Below are 17,730 nucleotides of genomic sequence, written 5' to 3' on the forward strand. Positions count from 1 at the left end.
TCATGACTTGTCGGCTCCAGAAGTGACGGTGGTGGAAACCTCACGGCACGCGAACCGGTCGCGCCGGCGCATGTTTTCGCGGTGTGTGACGAGTTCGGTGTGGTCGGGATGAGGGTTGACGCAACGGCGGTTGCGGCACTTGTGGTCAAGCTGCTTCTTGCCGGGGATAAAGCCGTGCTCGTTGGTCCACATGACTAGGTGCACAGCAACCGTCTGGCCCGAGAGGGACATCCGGGGATAACCCTTGCCGCGGCCGCTCTCGCCCGACGTCGGGCCTGTCCAGTTCCAGCACCCTGTTACGGGGTCGACCTCGACGCGCGCGAGCACTTTCTCGCGGATATGATCTCGCCGCGCGCTCATGCCTGCGGCCTCGCGTATTTCGGCTGCAAGGGCATGATGATCGTGTAGTTCTCGTCGTCGCCGGGGATACGCAGAAGCGTCGTGCCGTCCAGCGCCGGGCCGACCAGGTATTCCACCTTGTCTCCGTCGGTGTTCTCGAGTGCATCGCGCATCTGCTGGCCGTTGAAGCCTCCCCGGAACTCGGTTTCGACCTCGCATGCGATCTCGTCATCGGCCTCGCCGACCGCCATGTCGCGTGCGGCAAGGCTCATCTGTTCGCCGACCGCATGAAAGGCAACGCCGAGTCCTGCATCGGGCGTGACGACTAAGACGCGGCTGATCGCGGCATGCAGGGCGGCCGAAGAGAACGCGAGCCGCCCGGCGCCGGCGTCCGGCTTAATGCGACGGTACTCGGGGTAAACCCCTTCGATGATCTTGCCGATCATTACGGTGCGGCCCGAGGTCACTCGGATCTTCTGATCGGAGATTTCCAGGGCGACGTCATCGTGCCCATCCATAACCTTCAAGGCCCGCTCCATTACCCGCGTCGGGATGATGGTGCGCGGCACCTTTGCCAGATCGTCCGATTGATCGATCTCGATTGCCGGGATGAAGCGCACGGAAAGACGATGGCCGTCGGTGGCCGCGAGGCGCAGGCCGTCGTCCGCCGGGTCGAGCACCACGCCCGCCAGGATATAGCGAGAAAGATCTGTGCAGACCGACGGCAGGACAGCCTTAATGCGCTTGGCCAGCGCCGTGGCATTCAGGCTGATCTGGTGAGGAAGGTTGCCCGCGTCGAGCTTGGGAAAATCAGACGCGGGCAGGACCGGCAGCTTCACGCGGGAACGGCCCGTCCGGATGTTGATATGTGAGAGCCTGCCGTCGAAATCGACACGTTCGATGCGCAGCTCCGAGCCGTCAGGCATGCGGCGAACCGCATCTTCGAGCAGATGGGCGGGAACCGTAAATGCCTCGAAGTCCGCATCGAACATGGCCTGGCTGCGCGCGGCGATCTCGATATCGCCGCTCGAACCGCGCAGTGTCAGGTCATCGCCGTCGCGCTCGATGCAGAGGTGCTGCATGATCGGCACCTTCGCGGTCTTGGAGACGACGGGAATGGCGGCGGCGATAGCGGCGGCGAGCGCCGGCTTTTCAATTTTCAGCATGGGGGGCTCCGGAAATGAGATCCGCGACCGCGCGGGCATGGGAGGGGGGGGCAAGCCCGTATTCGCGATGCATCAGGTCCATGGCCGCTTCGATGTCGCGTTCGGCCAGGTAGCTGTAGAGGCGATCGATCACGTCGCCGTCCGTCGTGTCGATATCGCGCTCGTCGACCTCGGCCAGAAGATCCGCGTCGGAGAAATCGGACAGCGTCTTTTCGGCCGGCAGGCTCTTCTTCCAATGCTCGTGCGCCCATTCCTTCACGGGCTTGCGGCGGTTGAATTCGGCCTTGATGGTATCGTCGTCGAGCGCGGCGACGTCGAAGCTGAATTCCGCGGTAAGTGTCGCGACCGGCATGACTTACACCTCCTTCGGAAGATAGATCATGCCGAGCGCATTCAGGTAGCTGTCGAGGATGGCGTCCTGCTCCATGCGCTCATCCTTGTCCTGCTTGCGAATCTGGATGACCTTGCGCAGGCATGGCACGTCGAAACCCACACCCTTGGCCTCGCCGTACACATCCTTGATGTCGTCGGCGATTGTCTTCTTCTCTTCCTCGAGACGCTCAATACGCTCGATGAAGGCGCGAAGCTGGTCGCGCGCGACACCATGAACGGCGGCGCTTCCGGTCTCTTTCGGCGTGAAGGCTTCAACCCGCTTAACCTCGCCGGCCGGTTTCTTGTTGCCGCGCGCCTGCTTGGAAATTTCGCGCGCAGCCGCCTTGACCGCTTCCGGCGGCGGATTGCGAACGGTCACGGGTTCGAATGACTGCGTGTCCATGGCCTGACCTTCCTCAGAACGGGATGTCATCGTCCATGTCGCGCGACAGGGACGGAGCGGAGGAGGAGTTGCGGGTGGATGCGCCGGCGGCGCGCTCGGCGTCCATTCCGTAGTCGGAGGCGCCCTCCCCGCCCGGCTGGTAGCCGGAACGGTTGCTGTCCAGCATGGTGAGCGTGGCGTTGTAGCCCTGCAGCACGATCTCGGTGGAGTATCGGTCGTTTCCGGCCTGGTCCTGCCACTTGCGGGTCTGCAACTGGCCTTCGATGTAGAGCTTTGCGCCCTTCTTCACATACTGCTCGATGACCTTGCAGAGCGGTTCGCTGAACACGACGATCTGGTGCCAGTCGGTCTTTTCCTTGCGCTCGCCGGTGTTCCTGTCGCGCCATGTCTCCGATGTCGCGAGACGAATGGAGGCGACGGGGTGGCCGGCCTGCGTGCGGCGGATCTCCGGATCCGCGCCGACATTGCCGATGAGAATGACCTTGTTGACGGAACCAGCCATCAGAGCGCCCTCCGGATTGCGGCAAGATTGGCCTGGTCGAGGACACGCTCTTCCGTGATGAGTTTGCGCGCCATCATGAGGAATTGCTCCTCCGCCCGGCCTGCGGGCCACGGCTTGATGGCGCCGGTGAGTTTCGGCGTGGCCGAGAGCGGAAACTTCGCGCCGGCACCCGGACCGAACAGCGCGATCGCTTCGGCGCGCTGGAGGCGCGCGTCCATATCGTGAACAAGCTTCTTCTGCTTGTTGGTCCACGCTTCAGGCCCCGGCAGGCCGGCGGCAAAATAGATCACCTCGTCCCAAGCCGCCTTGCAGGTGGCAATGGCGTCGTGCAGGCGCGTTTCGCCGTAGAGATCGGTCAGCACGGCTGCATAGAGGTCCACCGTCGGGCGGATGACATCCCCGAGCGCCCATTCATGGCCGTCATGGAGCAGGAAGAGCGCCGCCTCGAACGTCGACGCGCCCTCGTTCAGCATCGCCTGCGCGCCCATCACGCAGTGCTGCGCGACAGACAGGCCGATCCCGAAATTGCGCCCGTTGAAGCGGGCGATTTTGGAGAGCGTGTTGGCCATCTCGATGAAGCAGACGACCTCATAATCAGGCGCGGCGAGATCGATGACGCGCGCGTCGCGCCATACCGTCGGGACTGCATCTGGAGCCAAGCGATACGCGGCCATCATCAGAGCACCCACTTGCCAAGGCAAATGCAGCACACGGCGATGACGACGCCGAGGAACAAGCCGATGATGAAGGTCTCGACGCGGACGTCGCCGTCCTGCGGATCGTCCGCGGCGATATCGACGTCCTGGTTTTCAAGGGGGAAGATCGGCTGAACCGTCATGTGCGCCTCACGCTGCCGTCTGGCGGATGGAGCGGCGGCGGGCCTGCGCCAAGGCGGCGGGGCCGATGCGATGCACGACAGCTCCGGAGAAACCGCGCTGGCGCAGGGCCTCGATCGAGATCGGTTCGCCGGCGTGGCCGAGTTCCTGGATGATATCGGCGAGCCTGTCTTCGACAGACCGAGCGCATCGGCGCGGCTTCGCGATGATTTTGGCGATGGGGTCGGGGCGGGTGACGTAGCGGATCATAAAGTCCTCCTTGCGCGGCTGGCCGCTTTATGGTGAGGACAACGTATGCGGACAAATGTCCGCTGTCAACGGGCGTAGAGGACATTTGTCCGCATTGCGGAAAACCAGCCCTCTGTCTGCGAAACGTCGTACGCTTCGATTTGGATTCGGGTCTTGCGAGAGCGGGGCCGCTGCCTCTATTCTCCCCTCATATTCACGATACGGGGATACACTATGGGAGCGGTTCTTGAGGTGTTAGGCGGGCTAGCCATCATGGCGGCTATCGTCGTTACCGGAATCGCTCTCGCGATCGGCGGCACCCCCGCCTTGTTAGGGATGGCGCCGATAGCTGCCCCCTCTTTCATAGGGGGGCTACTTCTCGCAGGAATGGGCCGTATAATTGTGCATCTTGCTGCAATTTCGAAGGCTACGACAGCTCAGGCCGTGGCCCTTGAAGAGCTCCGGGCTAGACGGCCGACAACCTGAGCGCAGCTATAAGCTACATACCGAAGAGCTCATTATTTGTAAGAACTTTATGAGTCGAAATAATCCGGTCACGGCTAACCGTGATTTCGGCCGCCGGGTTATGCTTGCGGATAACAAGCGTTTCCGCAGTGCGCTTATGCAAGATGCCTAGGGTTGCCTCGAAAACACCTTCCTCCCCGTCTTGGCACTGGATTATGACCGCATCGCCAAACCGTGCAGGGCGGTGAGGGTGGACAAAGATTAAGTCACCCGGCGAATACTGAGGTTCCATCGAACTACCCTCGACGAAGACAGAATACACGTCTTTTGCACCCAACAAGCCTGGTGGCCTCCTCACCCAATCGACAGGATCGGTAGATAACTGAAACGCACCCTTAGAATGTGAACCTGCAGCGGTTCCAAGCACAGGCACATCATTTGGTAGATCGCCCCTAAGTGGCGCGCTGATGTTTGCTGGCGTCACATCGGGGGCGGATCCCGCCGGTGTGTCAGTGAGGAACCACGCCGGGGATACATCAAGCGCAGCCGAGAGCTTGTGGAGCGTCTTCGCGCTCGGAGATGCGCCGGGTCGCTCAAATAGCTTCCGAAGATAGGATCTATCTAGGCCGGCTTTCTCGGAAACGCCTTCCAGCGTCATCCCGAGCTCTTCACTTCGCGCAAGCACACGATTTTTCAAGACATTCTCCATTTGCGGATTATCGTCCGCATACATAAAAAAAGAAAGCGGACAGTTGTCCTTGACAATGCGGACAAAAGACCGCATTCATGCTTCATGACCATGCGCGATCAGATCATTGCGATATCCGACGTTTACGGCCGCCTCACCGGGGTGGGGCGCAAGCGCGTCTCGACGATTGTCCTGAACCGTGGCAGCAAACTCGATGGCATTGTCGCCGGCGGAGACCTCAACACCGGCACATTTGAGCGAGCCATGCAGTGGTTTTCGGACAACTGGCCGGCGGGCGCCGATTGGCCTGCCGACATCCCTCGTCCTCAGCCTGTCATGGCGTTGGAGGCTGCGGAATGATTTTTTCTCAGTGCTCATGTGGCCCCCTTGATTTGATGGACCCACCTTAGGCCGCGTCCGCGCGGGCTTCACGAATAGCTTTCTTCAAAAACTATCCTTGATTTCAGGGAGGATGGCGTGCGCACGATTTCCGACAAACAGGGCCTGACACTGAAGGCGGCAACACGGCGCTCGCTCGACCAGGCTGGCGGCGGCGACGCGTTCCAGCATGTCACGCGCGTGAAGGCCAACGCGCTCTCGAGCTACGCTTCGGCCAATGACGAGAAGGCGGACAAGTTCATTCCCGTAGATGTCGCGGTCGAATGCGACATCGAAGCGAACTCGCCGATCATCGCCTCGGCGATGGCCGCCATGCTGGGCTTCAAGCTCGTGCCGCTGGACGGCAGCGACGATCACCGGCAGCCCGTCAGCGCCCGCGACGCGCTGAAGATCGCGCGCGAAGCGTCCGAGGTCGTCCGTGCTATCGACGAGGCAACGCAGGACGATGTGATCGATGCGAGCGAGCGGAAGGACATCAACCGCGAGATCGACGATCTGATCAAGGCCCTGCAATGCGTTCAGCGGCGCGTTGGCGGTGGCGCATGATCGATGCGGCGATTGCCTTGCGCGAAGAAAACGACGAACTGCGCGAGCGCCTGCGCCAGTTGACCGAGCAACTCGCCTCGACGCAGTTTCTCTTCCCGCGTGAACTCGGCCTGACGCCGACGGAAGAGACGTTGTTCCGTCATCTTCTTACGCGGGACGTCGCTACCCGCCGGTCATCGATGACGATCCTCTATTCCGATCGTGGCGAGGAGCCGGGCGAAAACAATATCGACATCCACATCATGCGCCTGCGCCGAAAGATCGGCCCGCAGGGCGTCGTCATCACCAATGTCCGGGGCCGCGGTTGGCGGATCGACAACCGTGAAGCCCTGGCGGCGAGGTTCAAATGACCCTTCATTCCTACCATCAATTTCTCGCCGGCAAGCGCATTTCCGATCCGGTGACCGGCATCGATGGCGTCATCGAGCTTCCAGAATTTCTCTTCCCGCATCAGGCCGATATCACCCGTTGGGCTTTGCGCAGGGGCCGCGCTGCCATCTTTGCCGGCACAGGGCTCGGCAAGACGTTGATGGAGCTGATCTGGGCCGACAGGGTTTCGGCCTATACGCGCCGCCCCGTGCTTCTGCTCGCGCCGCTTGCCGTATCGCATCAGCATGAGAAGGAAGCGGGGCGGTTCGGCGTGGCGGCGCATGTGGTCACGTCGCGCGGCGACGGTACGATCGATGTCACCAACTATCAGAAGCTAGACCGGTTCGAACTCGATGCTTTCGGTGGCGTCGCTCTCGACGAAAGCTCCATTCTGAAGCATCACGATGGGCATTACCGCACCCGTCTGATCCGGGAATGTGCGCGGATCCCCTTTCGGCTCGCCGCGACCGCGACCCCGGCGCCAAACGACTTCATGGAACTGGGCAACCATGCGGAATTCCTCGGCATCATGTCCTACACCGACATGCTGGCGACCTTCTTCGTTCACGATGGCGGCGATACGAAAAGCTGGCGCCTCAAGGGCCATGCCGAAGCGGCGTTCTGGAAGTGGATGGCTTCCTGGGCCGTCATGCTGCGTCGTCCGTCGGATCTCGGCTATTCCGACGAAGGCTATGAACTGCCGCCGTTGCAATACCACCACCATCGCGTGACCGCAGCCTTCAAGCCCAGCTTCGAAACGGGAACACTCTTTCCCATGGAAGCCCGGACGATGAAGGAGCGACTGGCAGCGCGCCGCGACAGCGTCGAAGGCCGTGTGTCGCAGGCGGTCAACCTCACCCCTGCCGACCGCCCTTTCGTCTGGTGGTGTAACCTGAACAGCGAGGCGGAGATGCTTTGCGCGCGACTACCCGGCGCGGTCAATCTGACTGGCGCCGACAGCGATGCCGTGAAGGTCGACAAGATGACCGCCTTCACCGACGGCAAGATCAGGACCCTTGTCACGAAACCCTCCATCGCGGGGTTCGGCATGAACTGGCAGCACTGTGCGGACACCGGGTTTGTTGGGCTGAACGACAGCTTCGAACAGGTCTATCAGGCTGTGCGCCGCTTCTGGCGCTTCGGTCAGTCAAAACCTGTCAACGCGCACTTCATCGCCGATGAACGCGAGGGCGCGGTGGTCGCAAACCTCAGGCGCAAAGAGAGCGACGCCGAACGCATGGCATGTGAGATGGTGCGCCACATGGCGGACTTGTCCGCGGAAACCGTGCGCGGCGCCGTGCGCGATCAGCCGGATTATCAGCCGGCGCAACCGATCATGCTTCCCGACTGGATAAAGGAGAACGCGGCATGACCGTGCATGCAATCGACCAGGCCATCACCGAACGCTATGCCATCTACCAGGGCGATTGCTGCGAACTGATCCGTGCCGTGCCGGATGCGAGCATCGGGTTCGGCATCCACTCGCCACCCTTCGAGGGTCTCTACCGCTTCTCCAACTCCGAGCGGGATATTTCCAACAATGAGGGCGCAGCCTTCTGGGATCACTACGGGTTTCTGATCGGCGAGCTTCTCCGTGTCACGAAGGCCGGCCGCCTGCACGCAGTCCACTGCATGCAGCTGCCGACATCGAAGACCCGGGACGGATTTATCGGCATGCGCGATTTCCGTGGCGAGATTGTGCGCGCCTACCAGGCGGCCGGATGGATTTTTCATTCGGAAATCTGCATCTGGAAGGATCCCGTCGTTGCCCAGCAGCGCACGAAGTCGATCCGCCTCCTGCACAAGCAGCTGGTGAAGGATTCCGCGATCTCGGGACAGGGGCTGGCGGACTACATGCTGGTCTTTCGCAAGGCGGGCGACAACGATGCTCCGGTCAGCGGCATGCTGGACCGGTTTGTCGGCGAGGGGCTCGACGTCACGCAGGACGGGTACGATGCCTATTGCCGTCAAGGCCGCGCGGCCCGGTCCGACTTCAAGCCGTGGCCGTTCGAGATGTGGCGCTCGGTTCTCATCTGGCAGCGTTATGCGTCGCCGGTGTGGATGGATATCCGGCAGACGCGCACTCTGCAGTATCGCGCCGCGCGCGATCATCAAGACGAGCAGCATATTTCGCCCCTGCAGCTCGACGTCATCGAACGATGCATCGATCTGTGGTCGGCGCCCGGCGAAACCGTTCTGACCCCGTTCCTGGGTATAGGGTCCGAGGTCTACGTCGCGGCCGATCGCGGCCGAAAGGGCATCGGCTTCGAACTTAAGGACACCTATTTCCGGCAGGCGAAGCGCAATCTCGCCGAACTCGACAAGCCGGAGGCCCAGCGTCTGTTCGAGGACGAATCTGCGGCCGCCTTGGAGGTGTCGGACGATGTCTGAACGGCCGCGTTTCGTTCTCGTTACCGATGACATCGATTTTGCGCTCGCCGATGTGTTTGCCGCATCACGCAGCAACGCTCCGCGCTGGGCGCGTGTCATCGATGATCCAATCGAGGTCCTCGCACTGCCCAACGGCACCAAGGTTCACATGGCGGTCTGGACGAGCGCGCATCTGCAATCCGGTGTGGAAATCGCATGGCGGGAACGTCGCCTGCGCGGTGGCCTGGTGTTCCTGTCCGATGACGAGATGGCGAAGATTGATGCCTGGCGCGCCCGCCGCGCCAGCGGCGCATCCCCTCCGCCGATGCATGCTTCGCCTGTGACCGTCCCCTCCCCACACATTCAGCAATGGACGTAACCAATGGCCTCCGGATCCTTCATCAATCGATCGATTTTCACGCCGACGGTTTTCCCCACTCTGGCGCCTCACGAACAGACAGAGGCGCTGCTCCTCGCCGCCGAATTCGGCATGGACGCTTCGATCCTTGCGGCAGCCGTCTGCATGAAGACGAATGACGTCCGGGGCATCATGCGGGCGAAACACGCCTATCGCCTGCCGGATGCCGCCGCCGCCGAGCGGGAGGTTTATGTCGCAAAACCATCGAACCGCCACCGGATCGCCGCTCTTCTCTTCTCGTTGGGGGCACTGGAGAAGCCCGTTCACCTGTCAGCGACGACGGCTATGTCCACGCTGGATATTGCGCATGTGAGCGCCTCGCGCGCTCTGCGGCAAATGCTGGCCGATCGCTGGATCATCATGGCGAGGCCGAGCACGCCCACCACGGCAGCCGCATACCTGTTGACCGAGATAGGCGCCGTCAGCGCCGGGGAGGCCATGTGATCCGGGATCTGCCTCGCACCTTGTATGTCATCGCACCGACGCTGATGGAATGCGTCCTGACAGCCCGCGACTTCGGTTTGACGGAAGGCCAGATGCAGCATTTCCGCAATGTCACCAGCGCATTCCAGCTGCGTGGAACCACCCCCGGCACCCCGTTCATCGCGCGTACGTCGACGATCTGGAGCGCCGGCCCACACGCCGACGAGCTGGCGGTTGCCCTGCGCGCCATGCAGGCGCAGGGCCGTCTGCGCATTGCCCAGGAATCGGAACTCTCCAATTACAGAATGTTCGACGACATCCCGTTTCGCGAGGCGAGGCGATGAGTGATCTCGACCAGTTCATCGACGATGCTCGGGCCGTCGCGGTCACCGATGCGGCGCGCATCCTCGGGTTCAAGCTGACGCGGATGAATTATGCCGGCCCCTGCCCCGTCTGCGGCGGAAGGGATCGCTTCTCGATCTCCCCGGCGAAAGAAGCATGGAATTGCCGCCAGTGCGGTCGCGGCGGCCGAGACGGCGTGGGCCTCATCGGCTTCGTCCACGATCATGACATGCATTCGCGATCCGGTTTCCTGGCCGCCTGCGGAGAGGCGCTCGGGCGCGATCCTCCGGCGGGTGCGGAGCGAGAGACGGAAGAACACCGGACGGCCCGCGTGGCGCGCGTTGCCGAGCGGGATGCCGATATCAGGGCCCGGGCTCACCAGCCCGGTCACAATGTCTTCCGCGAAAACGCGATCCAGAAAGGTCGAAATTTCTTCTTCCGCTCCGAAATAGAGGCAAGTCCGGAGACGTCGATCGTCGGGCGCTATCTCGCCGCGCGCACGGGTTTTGTCATGCACGCCGCAGTCTTCGGCAACCTTCGCCTTGCCGCCCGCCACGGGTATTGGGCCGACGCGGACGATCGGGGAAACAGCCGGGAGGTTCATGTCGGTCCGGCGATGATTGCGCCCTTCATCGATCCGATTGGACAGGTGACTGGCTGCCACGAGACGTGGATCGACCTTTCAAACGGTCCGAAATTCCGGCCGGCATTGCTCGATGCCGCCGGCGTACCCCGGCCGACGAAGAAGATGCAAGGCGTGAAGCAAGGATCGATGATCCCGATTTTCGGCGCCCTTTCCGCGCGTCGCTGGGTCGGCGGCGAAGGCATCGAAAATGTCGCGACGATCGCAGGGGCCGAGGCGTTTCGCGGCGACACGTTCTATTTCGCAGCAGGAGATATCGGAAATCTCTGCGGCCCGGCAGATCCCGATAGCGCATTCACCCATCCCAGCCTCAAGAAGGCCGACCGGAATGGTGTCCTGCGCAGCGTACGCGTCCAAGGGCCGGAGCCGAAGCCTGGCGTCGGTATCGCCGACGCCGTGCACATCCCCGACCATGTGACGGAGCTCGTGATACTCGCGGACGGTGATAGCGAGCCGGTTTTCACGGCCGCCGCGATGGCGCGCGCGGAAAAGCTTCACGCGCACGAGGGCCGCGGGATCGAGACATGGTGGCCGCCGGCCGGCGGCGATTTCGCAGATTTGATGACGGGGTAGCAGGTGCCAGACGCGAAGAAAACCAGCGGCCTTCCGGAGGCTGTCGCTCGGAAGATGGCAGAGGCCGCCGCGCAAAGGGCCGGCAAAAACCCGGACCCTATGCATGTTCTTCAGCCGGATCCGGTCGAGGACGATGTTGAATTGTCGCCGAGCGAGATGCTGGAACAGTGCTCGGCGGAACCGGAGACCGACATCGGCAATGGCCGGCGCTTCATTTGGCGCTATGGCGATGACGTCGTCAACGTTGCGCGTGTTGGCTGGCATGTCTGGGATGGTCGTCGCTTCCGAGAGGATGAGGATGGGTCAGGCGTGCGCCCCCTGGCGCAGAAGACGGCCGAGTTTATCGATGATGAAGCGATCCTCCTCGAAGCATCGCAAGAGGAACAGGTCGCCATCGAAGACGGTCGCATCGCGATCGAGGAGATGAAGGCTCTCGGCAAGCCCCAGAAGGAATGGTCGTCGGACCAGATCGACAAGCACGACGACCTGCAGGCGCGCATCAATCGGATGAAGGAGGCCAACAAGGAGCGAAAGGGCCGCATGTCGTCCAGGCATGGCCATGCTAAAAGCTCGGCCGGCACATCGAAGATCAACAATATGCTGACCGAAGCCGCGCCGCATTGCGCGAAGATGGTCAAGGATCTCAACACCGATCTTTATGCCTTCAACACGGAAAGCGGCACGGTTCGCTTCGTCCTTGATGAAAACCACAAATGGGGCATCCGGCTCGATCCGCACCGCCAGCGGGATTTCATCACGAAGCTGGCGCCTGTGCCTTTTGATCCCGATGCCACATCGGCGGCGTTCGATATTTTCCTTCGCACCGTCATGCCCGACGCGGAGATGCGCGGTTTCCTGCAACGGTTCTTCGGTTACTGCCTCCTTGGCCTCACATCGGAACATTGCCTGCTCTTTTTCTATGGCTCCGGCCGCAATGGAAAATCGACCCTGGCGGAGCTGATGCTCGATCTCGTCGGCGACTATGCCGCGTCGATGTCGATCGACAGCTTTTCAGGCGATCACCAACGAAAGGGATCGGACGCGACACCGGACCTCGCAAGACTGCCCGGCGTGCGCCTGGTGACGGCCGAGGAGCCGGAACAAGGCGTGAAGCTGAAAGGCGCGCTCATCAAGAAGATGACGGGCGGCACGAAAATGGACGTGCGCAAGCTCAATCAGGAATTCTTCGAGATGACCCCGCACTTCAAGATCGTCATCTCCGGCAACCACAAACCCATCATCGTCGATGATTCCGACGGCATGTGGGCGCGTGTGCATATGATCCCGTTCGACGTGCAGATCCCGAAGGAAAAGATCGACCGCGACCTGCCACAGAAGCTACGCGCAGAGAAAGCGGGCGTCCTGGCATGGATGGTGCGTGGCGCCATAGACTATCTAACGGGCGGCCTGCGCCCGCCCAAGGCCGTGATCGACGCAACCGAGGAATATCGGCAGGACAGCGACCCCATCGGGGACTTCATCCGCAATGGATGCGAGATCACGGGCGAAACGACAGACCGCGTGACGCCCGGAGAGTTCGTCGACGGCTTCCGTATCTATGCGAAGAAGAACGGTCTGCCGGATTTCCAGCCTGCCACCATCACCCGCCGTCTTCCCGATCAAGCCAAGAAGGACTGGACAGCACCGGACGGGACCAAGCGCCAGTTCTCACGCGTCCGGTCGAATGGGACATTCTACAGCGGTATCCGCGTACGGGATGAATACACACATCGAGGAAGCGACATGCCTCACCGGCAGGATGACGACCCGTGGCAGGAGCAGTGACACCCGGCCCCCTTGAACGGACAGCGCGGACAGCGTTCCGCGACGACGTTTCTGCCCAAATCAAGGGGTGTGGGCGGACAGCAAGGACAGCAATCGGGTCTTCGCGGACATGTGGAAAATACCAATGGGCAGCAAAACACCAATGAAAACAAGGGATGGACAGCAAGGACAGCAAAATTCCGTGTGTCGCTACGCGCGATATATTCGGAGGGGCACTGCGGGAAATACGGAACAAATGAAGCTCATCACGATAGGTCTGTAAACGCTGTCCTCGCTGTCCATCCATTGTTTTTATTGAGAAATACCTGTCCATACAGGTTTTTACCTGTCCAAATTGCAAAAGATTGCTGTCCTTGCTGTCCAAAACAGAAAACCGGGGCCGATCGAGAGGGTGATCATGAAGAAAACGACGATTGAAGCTCTGCTGGCATGGGCGTTCACGCAGGAGCTCCCCAAAGTGGGTGCGGGGGACGGCGGCTCGGCCGTCTCCGCATCGAGCTGGAACGTCATCGCCGATATTGCAGCACTTGGCACGATCATCGACAGGAACCCCAATCGCTACGGGGCGATCCCAGGTTACATTTACGAGGGTGAGCCCGCTCACGACGCTGTCATCGTGGGAGAAGCGGTCAGAGCGTTGGCGACACGTGGCGGATATGAGATCGCAGAGGGATGGTTCCCTTTTCCGGACTGGGCAGATCCGCACGGACTTGTTGGCCTTGAGGTGGATAAAGTAATTGCCGAGCAGCGCAATCGCAGCGACAGGCTGTCTGGAAGCCATGTCGTCAACCTCGTGATGAGCGCGGCCAAACTCGGCCGTGGGCCTTGCTGGCAAGCCGATGAGCCGCGGTCGCAGGTCATGCGGTCATCGAACGGCAAGGACATTTGGTTCGTTATGCGCACCGTACGCGATCGCACGGGCGCTCGATACATAGTCGAGGACAATGGCTATGATGCAAAGCGACATCGGCCAAAGAAGGGAGCATACCGGAAGTACAAGCTTGAAAGCCCGGTGCGCGGCGCGATCCTTTCAAGGCTGGACTGGCAACTGTGGCAATCCGCGCTCCAGATCCTGCATGAATCGCTGCAGGATAGGCTTACATCCCACACGCTCCAGGAATTCCACCCGGACAGACACCCATGGCGCAGGCAGGAAATGGCGGGAAAAAACACACTAAGTATCTGATTGTTTTCTCATAATGGTGTCTCGAAAATATTCCTTGTGTGCGTCTGGAAGTTGACACATAGTCAGCACGTTAAATCAGGTTTCGAACCCGCCAGCGGAAACGCTAGGCGGGTTTCGCATGTCGGGAATGGCCATGCTCGCAGCTTCGGTCACCGTCGACCTTCGTTCGTTCACGCGGGATATGACCGCGATCGAGCGGCGCCAGATGCCCTATGCACTGATGCTCGCGCTGAACGAGACCGCTAAAAGCGGACGCCTTGCGGTACAGAAGGAGATGGAAAAGGTCTTTGATCGGCCGACGCCCTATGCGAAGCGCGGCGTGGTCTTTGATCGGGCAACCCGGCAAAAGATGCAGGCCGCCGTCGTGGTCACGGGGGATCGCACGAAAGGTGCCCTGCCGGCTACCGCATTCCTCGGTCCGCAGATCGAGGGCGGCATCCGCAGGCACAAGGCTTTCGAGCAACAGCTGATCCAGCGTGGCCACATGCAGCGCCGGGAGGTGGCTGTCCCTGCGCAGCGCACGAAGCTCGACCGCTATGGCAACATGACGCAGGGGTTTCTCAACCAAGTCATGGCCGATCTTCTGATCGACTATCGAGGGGCCGGGGCCACACGTGTTCGTACGGATGCGAGCCTGAAGCGCAACAGCAAATATAAGAACGCCCGCTTCTTCGTCCCGAAGCGCGGCGGTCATCTGTTCCCGGGGGTCTATCAACGCCACCCTGGCACCCATGACATCTTCCCGGTGATCCTCTTCGTCACTGCGAAGCCCTATCGCATCCGCCTCCGGCTCAAGGACGTGGTCGAGCGGCACGTCAGTGCGACCTTCGAAGAGAACTTCGCCCTCGCCTTCCAGAGGGCGGTGGCCACCGCGCGGTAGGCCCTCCCCTTTTGGCGGGTCCTTCCCGCGAAAACCCGCCCCGCGGGTATTTGGCACCGCTTGGGGTCGGCAGTCTGTGGCATTTTTTGAAGCCTAAATTCGGAGCCTAAACTCAGGCCCCGACCTAAAGTCGGACCTAAAATGCAGAATGCGATCGAGACCGCCAGCAAGGGTGACTTTGCGGCCATCATCGGCGTCAGCCCCGGCCGCATCTCGCAATACATCGCCGACGGCAAGATCTTCGGCGACGCGCTGGTCGGTGAAGGCCGCTCGGCGCGGATCAATGTCGAGCGCGCACGATCGCAGCTCGGCAAGACGCTGGATCCGTCCCAGCGTTTCGGCGCGAACGGCGCCGCCGGGAAACGCACCCTTGCACCGAGCGAGGGGACGGCGACGGAAGGACGGAGCGAGACGACGCCCTTCGTCGATCCTGTCGTCGACGCGGTCGCCGCGGAGCGCCTGAAACAGCAGCGTCTCACGACGGCGCGCATGGAGCGCGAGGAAGCGCTGGCGGTCGGGCGGTACGTGCTGACCGAGGATGCCCGCGCATCGCAGACCAAGGCTGTCGTGGAAGCCTTCAAGGTGATGGAGGTTGCGATCCAGGAAATGGCGAAAGCGATCGCTGCCAACCATGGCGTCACGCACCGTGACGCGGTGTTGACCCTGCAGAAGGCGTTCCGCGACACCCGGGAAAAGCAGGCCCGTCAGTTCGCGGACATGGCGGCGGCACTTCCGGCCCATATCGATGAGGACAACGGGTGACCGCACTCTTCAACCCTGAACGCATGGCGTTCGAGGTCCTGGCGATGATCACGCAGCCGCCCCCGCCGGTCGACTATCTCCGGTGGGCGGTCGACAACATCGAGTTTTCGGAGCGCATCACCGACCATCCAGGGCCATACAATGAAGCCCTGGTGCCATTCTTTTCGGAGATCCTGCGGGCGCTCTCGCCGGATGATCCATGCGGCGTGGTGAGCCTCGCCAAATCGGCGCAGATCGGCGGCACTATCTGCGCCAACATCTTCACGCTCGGCTCGCTCGACATGGCGCCTGGCGACTTTCTCTACGTCCATCCGACGGAAGAGAATGCGATCCGATGGTCGAAGACGAAGCTGATGCCACTCGTGCGCGAGATGCCCCAGATCGCCAGCCTGTTCTCGCAGAACAGCCGGGATGCGGGCAACTCGGTGCTCTACAAGGAGCGTCGCGACGGACGTGGCGCCATCCAGGCCGCTGGCGCGAACTCGCCGGCCGGCCTGTCGATGATCTCGCCGCGAAAGCAGGTCCAGGACGACCTTGCAAAGTGGCAAATGAACGAGGCCGGAGATCCGGAGGTTCAAGCCGATAGCCGTTCGAAGGCCTTCTTTAACGCCAAGGTCTTCAAGATCTCTACCCCGATGATTTCGCCGGGTTGCAAGATCACGGCGAACTTTCAGGAGGGAACGCAGGAGAGCTATCATGTTCCCTGCCCGCACTGCGAAGGTCTTCAGGAACTTCGCTGGGAGAACATGCGGGATCACATCGACCCGCAGCACCCGGAGAAGGCGCATTTCGTCTGCATTCATTGCGGATGCGAGATTCATGAACATCATCGCGATTGGATGGTGCAGCCCGAGAACGGAGCGCGCTGGGTCGCGAAGTTTCCCGAGCGTGCGCGCCATCACCGGTCCTTTCGGATCTGGATGGCTTATTCGCCCTTCGAGCGGTGGGAGAGCTTAGCGCGGGAGTTTCTGACGCTCCAGTCTGGCGGCCCCGAGAAACGCGATGGCGGGTCCGGCGCCGAACAGACATTCTGGAACGACTGGCTTGGTCTCGCTTATGAGGCGGACAACAAGGCGGTGGACTGGGAAGTGTTGCGCGATCGCGCTTCGCGGCGCGGCCTGCGGCGCGGCGTCGTTCCGGCCGGCGCGCTGGTGCTCATGTATTCAGTCGACGTGCAGGGCGATCGGGTCGAATGGTTGCTGATGGGCTACGGTCGCAACCGCTACCGTGCCATCATCGATCACGGCGTGATAGACAGTCGAGCCGGCAGCCATCTGCCCGGCTATATTGAGCATTCGGGCCATATCTCCGAGAAGGAGGTGAAGGACGCGCTCGACAAGCTCCTGGCGCGGACGTGGCCGGACGAACGGGGCGCGAAGCGATCGGTCGAGCGCCTCGCCATCGACGGCAACGCGTACACGGAAGACGTCTGGGCGTGGGCGAGCCGGCATCCGAAGGCCAAGGTAATCATGGTTCGCGGCGGCAACAATGACGCCGCGCCCCCGATTGCGCAGGTGCGTGAGTACGATAAGCGCGGTCGCCCGAAAAAGCAGAAGTGGTCTTCGCGGTTTTTTACGTTCAACGCGTCCGCCTTCAAGCTGCGGCTCTACCGGGACATGAAGAAGGATGATCCGGAGCGAGCCGGCTTCGTCGACTTCGCGGCCGGCTTCCCGGACGACGTGTTCCAGCAAGCGACGTCGGAAGTGCGCATAAAGGAAAAAACGCGCACGGGGCATGACCGCTATGTCTGGAAGCTGCCGGACGGTCAGAGGAACGAAATTCTGGACATGATCAACCAGAGCCTCGCGGCCGCCTACCGGGCCGGCCTGCCCTATTGGACCGAAGAGGAATGGGACGCGGTCCAGGATCGCATCGGTATGATCGATCCACCCTCGCAGCCGGACCTTGAAGACCGGCTGCACGCCATCATTCCGCCGGCATCCATAGCGCTGCCGGTAGATTCGAACCAGTCGGCGCTTGTCGCCGCAGCCCTTGCCCGCGCCGCCAGAGCAGCGCAACGCAACCGATAGGAACT

At 61.7% G+C, this 17,730-nt stretch carries 23 protein-coding genes and 1 pseudogene; 14 read left to right on the forward strand and 10 right to left on the reverse strand.

Annotation, left to right across the window (positions count from 1 at the left end; all coding sequences use genetic code 11):
• The 9 genes and pseudogenes from ACOZKU_RS24575 to ACOZKU_RS24615 form a co-directional block, all read right to left on the reverse strand.
• Positions 1-360, reverse strand: a complete 360-nt coding sequence (locus tag ACOZKU_RS24575; RefSeq protein ID WP_421581102.1) for an HNH endonuclease signature motif containing protein — start codon at positions 358-360, stop codon at positions 1-3.
• Entirely contained in the window at positions 357-1,505 is a 1,149-nt protein-coding gene (gene dnaN, locus ACOZKU_RS24580) for a DNA polymerase III subunit beta (protein ID WP_421581103.1), read from the reverse strand. The genes ACOZKU_RS24575 and dnaN overlap by 4 nt, the downstream gene beginning before the upstream one ends.
• Positions 1,492-1,857, reverse strand: coding sequence for a hypothetical protein (locus ACOZKU_RS24585; protein ID WP_421581104.1), 366 nt, complete (start codon positions 1,855-1,857; stop codon positions 1,492-1,494). Before ACOZKU_RS24585 ends, dnaN begins: the two co-directional genes overlap by 14 nt.
• Before the next feature lie 3 nt (positions 1,858-1,860).
• Positions 1,861-2,112: pseudogene (locus tag ACOZKU_RS24590) on the reverse strand (DUF2312 domain-containing protein); the annotation flags it as partial.
• 181 nt (positions 2,113-2,293) lie between these two features.
• The gene (locus tag ACOZKU_RS24595) at positions 2,294-2,782 is read right to left on the reverse strand and encodes a single-stranded DNA-binding protein (RefSeq protein ID WP_421581105.1); all 489 of its coding nucleotides are present in this window, start codon (positions 2,780-2,782) and stop codon (positions 2,294-2,296) included.
• Positions 2,782-3,459 (reverse strand): hypothetical protein, encoded by a 678-nt coding sequence (locus tag ACOZKU_RS24600; RefSeq protein ID WP_421581106.1) that lies wholly within the window; start codon positions 3,457-3,459, stop codon positions 2,782-2,784. Before ACOZKU_RS24600 ends, ACOZKU_RS24595 begins: the two co-directional genes overlap by 1 nt.
• A complete protein-coding gene (locus tag ACOZKU_RS24605) occupies positions 3,459-3,620 on the reverse strand; it encodes a hypothetical protein (protein ID WP_421581107.1) in 162 nt (53 codons plus the stop codon). Before ACOZKU_RS24605 ends, ACOZKU_RS24600 begins: the two co-directional genes overlap by 1 nt.
• 7 nt (positions 3,621-3,627) lie before the next feature.
• The gene (locus ACOZKU_RS24610) at positions 3,628-3,867 is read right to left on the reverse strand and encodes a hypothetical protein (protein ID WP_421581108.1); all 240 of its coding nucleotides are present in this window, start codon (positions 3,865-3,867) and stop codon (positions 3,628-3,630) included.
• A gap of 478 nt (positions 3,868-4,345) precedes the next feature.
• The gene (locus ACOZKU_RS24615; RefSeq protein WP_421581109.1) at positions 4,346-5,095 is read right to left on the reverse strand and encodes an XRE family transcriptional regulator; all 750 of its coding nucleotides are present in this window, start codon (positions 5,093-5,095) and stop codon (positions 4,346-4,348) included.
• A gap of 9 nt (positions 5,096-5,104) precedes the next feature.
• Here ACOZKU_RS24615 and ACOZKU_RS24620 point away from each other — a divergent pair, with 9 nt between their 5' ends.
• The 8 genes from ACOZKU_RS24620 (at position 5,105) to ACOZKU_RS24655 (ending at position 9,868) form a co-directional block, all read left to right on the forward strand.
• Positions 5,105-5,359: a hypothetical protein gene (locus tag ACOZKU_RS24620; RefSeq protein WP_421581110.1), complete on the forward strand. Its 255-nt coding sequence runs from the start codon at positions 5,105-5,107 to the stop codon at positions 5,357-5,359.
• A gap of 117 nt (positions 5,360-5,476) precedes the next feature.
• The gene (locus tag ACOZKU_RS24625; RefSeq protein WP_421581111.1) at positions 5,477-5,944 is read left to right on the forward strand and encodes a phage regulatory CII family protein; all 468 of its coding nucleotides are present in this window, start codon (positions 5,477-5,479) and stop codon (positions 5,942-5,944) included.
• Complete coding sequence (locus ACOZKU_RS24630; protein WP_421581112.1) at positions 5,941-6,294, forward strand: winged helix-turn-helix domain-containing protein; 354 nt, start codon at positions 5,941-5,943, stop codon at positions 6,292-6,294. Before ACOZKU_RS24625 ends, ACOZKU_RS24630 begins: the two co-directional genes overlap by 4 nt.
• The gene (locus ACOZKU_RS24635; RefSeq protein ID WP_421581113.1) at positions 6,291-7,685 is read left to right on the forward strand and encodes a helicase; all 1,395 of its coding nucleotides are present in this window, start codon (positions 6,291-6,293) and stop codon (positions 7,683-7,685) included. The genes ACOZKU_RS24630 and ACOZKU_RS24635 overlap by 4 nt, the downstream gene beginning before the upstream one ends.
• Positions 7,682-8,704 carry a DNA-methyltransferase gene (locus tag ACOZKU_RS24640; protein WP_421581114.1) on the forward strand — a complete coding sequence of 341 codons (1,023 nt, stop codon included), beginning with the start codon at positions 7,682-7,684 and terminating at the stop codon, positions 8,702-8,704. Before ACOZKU_RS24635 ends, ACOZKU_RS24640 begins: the two co-directional genes overlap by 4 nt.
• Positions 8,697-9,062 (forward strand): hypothetical protein, encoded by a 366-nt coding sequence (locus ACOZKU_RS24645; RefSeq protein WP_421581115.1) that lies wholly within the window; start codon positions 8,697-8,699, stop codon positions 9,060-9,062. The genes ACOZKU_RS24640 and ACOZKU_RS24645 overlap by 8 nt, the downstream gene beginning before the upstream one ends.
• Positions 9,063-9,065: 3 nt before the next feature.
• Complete coding sequence (locus tag ACOZKU_RS24650; RefSeq protein WP_421581116.1) at positions 9,066-9,545, forward strand: hypothetical protein; 480 nt, start codon at positions 9,066-9,068, stop codon at positions 9,543-9,545.
• On the forward strand, positions 9,542-9,868 hold the full coding sequence (locus ACOZKU_RS24655) for a hypothetical protein (protein ID WP_421581117.1): 327 nt from the start codon (positions 9,542-9,544) through the stop codon (positions 9,866-9,868). The genes ACOZKU_RS24650 and ACOZKU_RS24655 overlap by 4 nt, the downstream gene beginning before the upstream one ends.
• Here ACOZKU_RS24655 and ACOZKU_RS24660 read toward each other — a convergent pair.
• The gene (locus ACOZKU_RS24660) at positions 9,823-10,101 is read right to left on the reverse strand and encodes a hypothetical protein (protein WP_421581196.1); all 279 of its coding nucleotides are present in this window, start codon (positions 10,099-10,101) and stop codon (positions 9,823-9,825) included. The genes ACOZKU_RS24655 and ACOZKU_RS24660 overlap by 46 nt on opposite strands.
• Here ACOZKU_RS24660 and ACOZKU_RS24665 point away from each other — a divergent pair.
• From ACOZKU_RS24665 to ACOZKU_RS24690, 6 genes are all read left to right on the forward strand, one after another.
• Positions 10,003-11,082 carry a DUF7146 domain-containing protein gene (locus ACOZKU_RS24665; RefSeq protein WP_421581190.1) on the forward strand — a complete coding sequence of 360 codons (1,080 nt, stop codon included), beginning with the start codon at positions 10,003-10,005 and terminating at the stop codon, positions 11,080-11,082. The genes ACOZKU_RS24660 and ACOZKU_RS24665 overlap by 99 nt on opposite strands.
• Before the next feature lie 99 nt (positions 11,083-11,181).
• A complete protein-coding gene (locus ACOZKU_RS24670; protein WP_421581118.1) occupies positions 11,182-12,867 on the forward strand; it encodes a DNA primase family protein in 1,686 nt (561 codons plus the stop codon).
• A gap of 397 nt (positions 12,868-13,264) precedes the next feature.
• On the forward strand, positions 13,265-14,053 hold the full coding sequence (locus tag ACOZKU_RS24675; RefSeq protein WP_421581119.1) for a hypothetical protein: 789 nt from the start codon (positions 13,265-13,267) through the stop codon (positions 14,051-14,053).
• Positions 14,054-14,180: 127 nt separating this feature from the next.
• Entirely contained in the window at positions 14,181-14,933 is a 753-nt protein-coding gene (locus tag ACOZKU_RS24680) for a hypothetical protein (protein ID WP_421581191.1), read from the forward strand.
• A 141-nt stretch (positions 14,934-15,074) separates the two neighbouring features.
• Positions 15,075-15,695, forward strand: a complete 621-nt coding sequence (locus tag ACOZKU_RS24685) for a hypothetical protein (protein WP_421581120.1) — start codon at positions 15,075-15,077, stop codon at positions 15,693-15,695.
• Positions 15,692-17,725 carry a phage terminase large subunit family protein gene (locus ACOZKU_RS24690; RefSeq protein ID WP_421581121.1) on the forward strand — a complete coding sequence of 678 codons (2,034 nt, stop codon included), beginning with the start codon at positions 15,692-15,694 and terminating at the stop codon, positions 17,723-17,725. The genes ACOZKU_RS24685 and ACOZKU_RS24690 overlap by 4 nt, the downstream gene beginning before the upstream one ends.
• The last annotated feature ends 5 nt before the right edge of the window (positions 17,726-17,730 follow it).

Origin of the sequence: Shinella sp. M31 (assembly GCF_049199205.1) — a bacterium.
Taxonomy (GTDB): Bacteria; Pseudomonadota; Alphaproteobacteria; order Rhizobiales; family Rhizobiaceae; genus Shinella.

Excerpts from the sequence above, each read along its gene's own strand:
- ACOZKU_RS24575 (WP_421581102.1), bottom strand. The coding sequence starts at position 360 with ATGAGCGCGCGGCGAGATCATATCCGCGAGAAAGTGCTCGCGCGCGTC.
- dnaN (WP_421581103.1), bottom strand. The coding sequence starts at position 1,505 with ATGCTGAAAATTGAAAAGCCGGCGCTCGCCGCCGCTATCGCCGCCGCC.
- ACOZKU_RS24585 (WP_421581104.1), bottom strand. The coding sequence starts at position 1,857 with ATGCCGGTCGCGACACTTACCGCGGAATTCAGCTTCGACGTCGCCGCG.
- ACOZKU_RS24595 (WP_421581105.1), bottom strand. The coding sequence starts at position 2,782 with ATGGCTGGTTCCGTCAACAAGGTCATTCTCATCGGCAATGTCGGCGCG.
- ACOZKU_RS24600 (WP_421581106.1), bottom strand. The coding sequence starts at position 3,459 with ATGATGGCCGCGTATCGCTTGGCTCCAGATGCAGTCCCGACGGTATGG.
- ACOZKU_RS24605 (WP_421581107.1), bottom strand. The coding sequence starts at position 3,620 with ATGACGGTTCAGCCGATCTTCCCCCTTGAAAACCAGGACGTCGATATC.
- ACOZKU_RS24610 (WP_421581108.1), bottom strand. The coding sequence starts at position 3,867 with ATGATCCGCTACGTCACCCGCCCCGACCCCATCGCCAAAATCATCGCG.
- ACOZKU_RS24615 (WP_421581109.1), bottom strand. The coding sequence starts at position 5,095 with ATGCGGTCTTTTGTCCGCATTGTCAAGGACAACTGTCCGCTTTCTTTT.
- ACOZKU_RS24620 (WP_421581110.1), top strand. The coding sequence starts at position 5,105 with ATGACCATGCGCGATCAGATCATTGCGATATCCGACGTTTACGGCCGC.
- ACOZKU_RS24630 (WP_421581112.1), top strand. The coding sequence starts at position 5,941 with ATGATCGATGCGGCGATTGCCTTGCGCGAAGAAAACGACGAACTGCGC.
- ACOZKU_RS24635 (WP_421581113.1), top strand. The coding sequence starts at position 6,291 with ATGACCCTTCATTCCTACCATCAATTTCTCGCCGGCAAGCGCATTTCC.
- ACOZKU_RS24640 (WP_421581114.1), top strand. The coding sequence starts at position 7,682 with ATGACCGTGCATGCAATCGACCAGGCCATCACCGAACGCTATGCCATC.
- ACOZKU_RS24645 (WP_421581115.1), top strand. The coding sequence starts at position 8,697 with ATGTCTGAACGGCCGCGTTTCGTTCTCGTTACCGATGACATCGATTTT.
- ACOZKU_RS24650 (WP_421581116.1), top strand. The coding sequence starts at position 9,066 with ATGGCCTCCGGATCCTTCATCAATCGATCGATTTTCACGCCGACGGTT.
- ACOZKU_RS24660 (WP_421581196.1), bottom strand. The coding sequence starts at position 10,101 with ATGCATGTCATGATCGTGGACGAAGCCGATGAGGCCCACGCCGTCTCG.
- ACOZKU_RS24670 (WP_421581118.1), top strand. The coding sequence starts at position 11,182 with ATGCATGTTCTTCAGCCGGATCCGGTCGAGGACGATGTTGAATTGTCG.
- ACOZKU_RS24675 (WP_421581119.1), top strand. The coding sequence starts at position 13,265 with ATGAAGAAAACGACGATTGAAGCTCTGCTGGCATGGGCGTTCACGCAG.
- ACOZKU_RS24680 (WP_421581191.1), top strand. The coding sequence starts at position 14,181 with ATGGCCATGCTCGCAGCTTCGGTCACCGTCGACCTTCGTTCGTTCACG.
- ACOZKU_RS24685 (WP_421581120.1), top strand. The coding sequence starts at position 15,075 with ATGCAGAATGCGATCGAGACCGCCAGCAAGGGTGACTTTGCGGCCATC.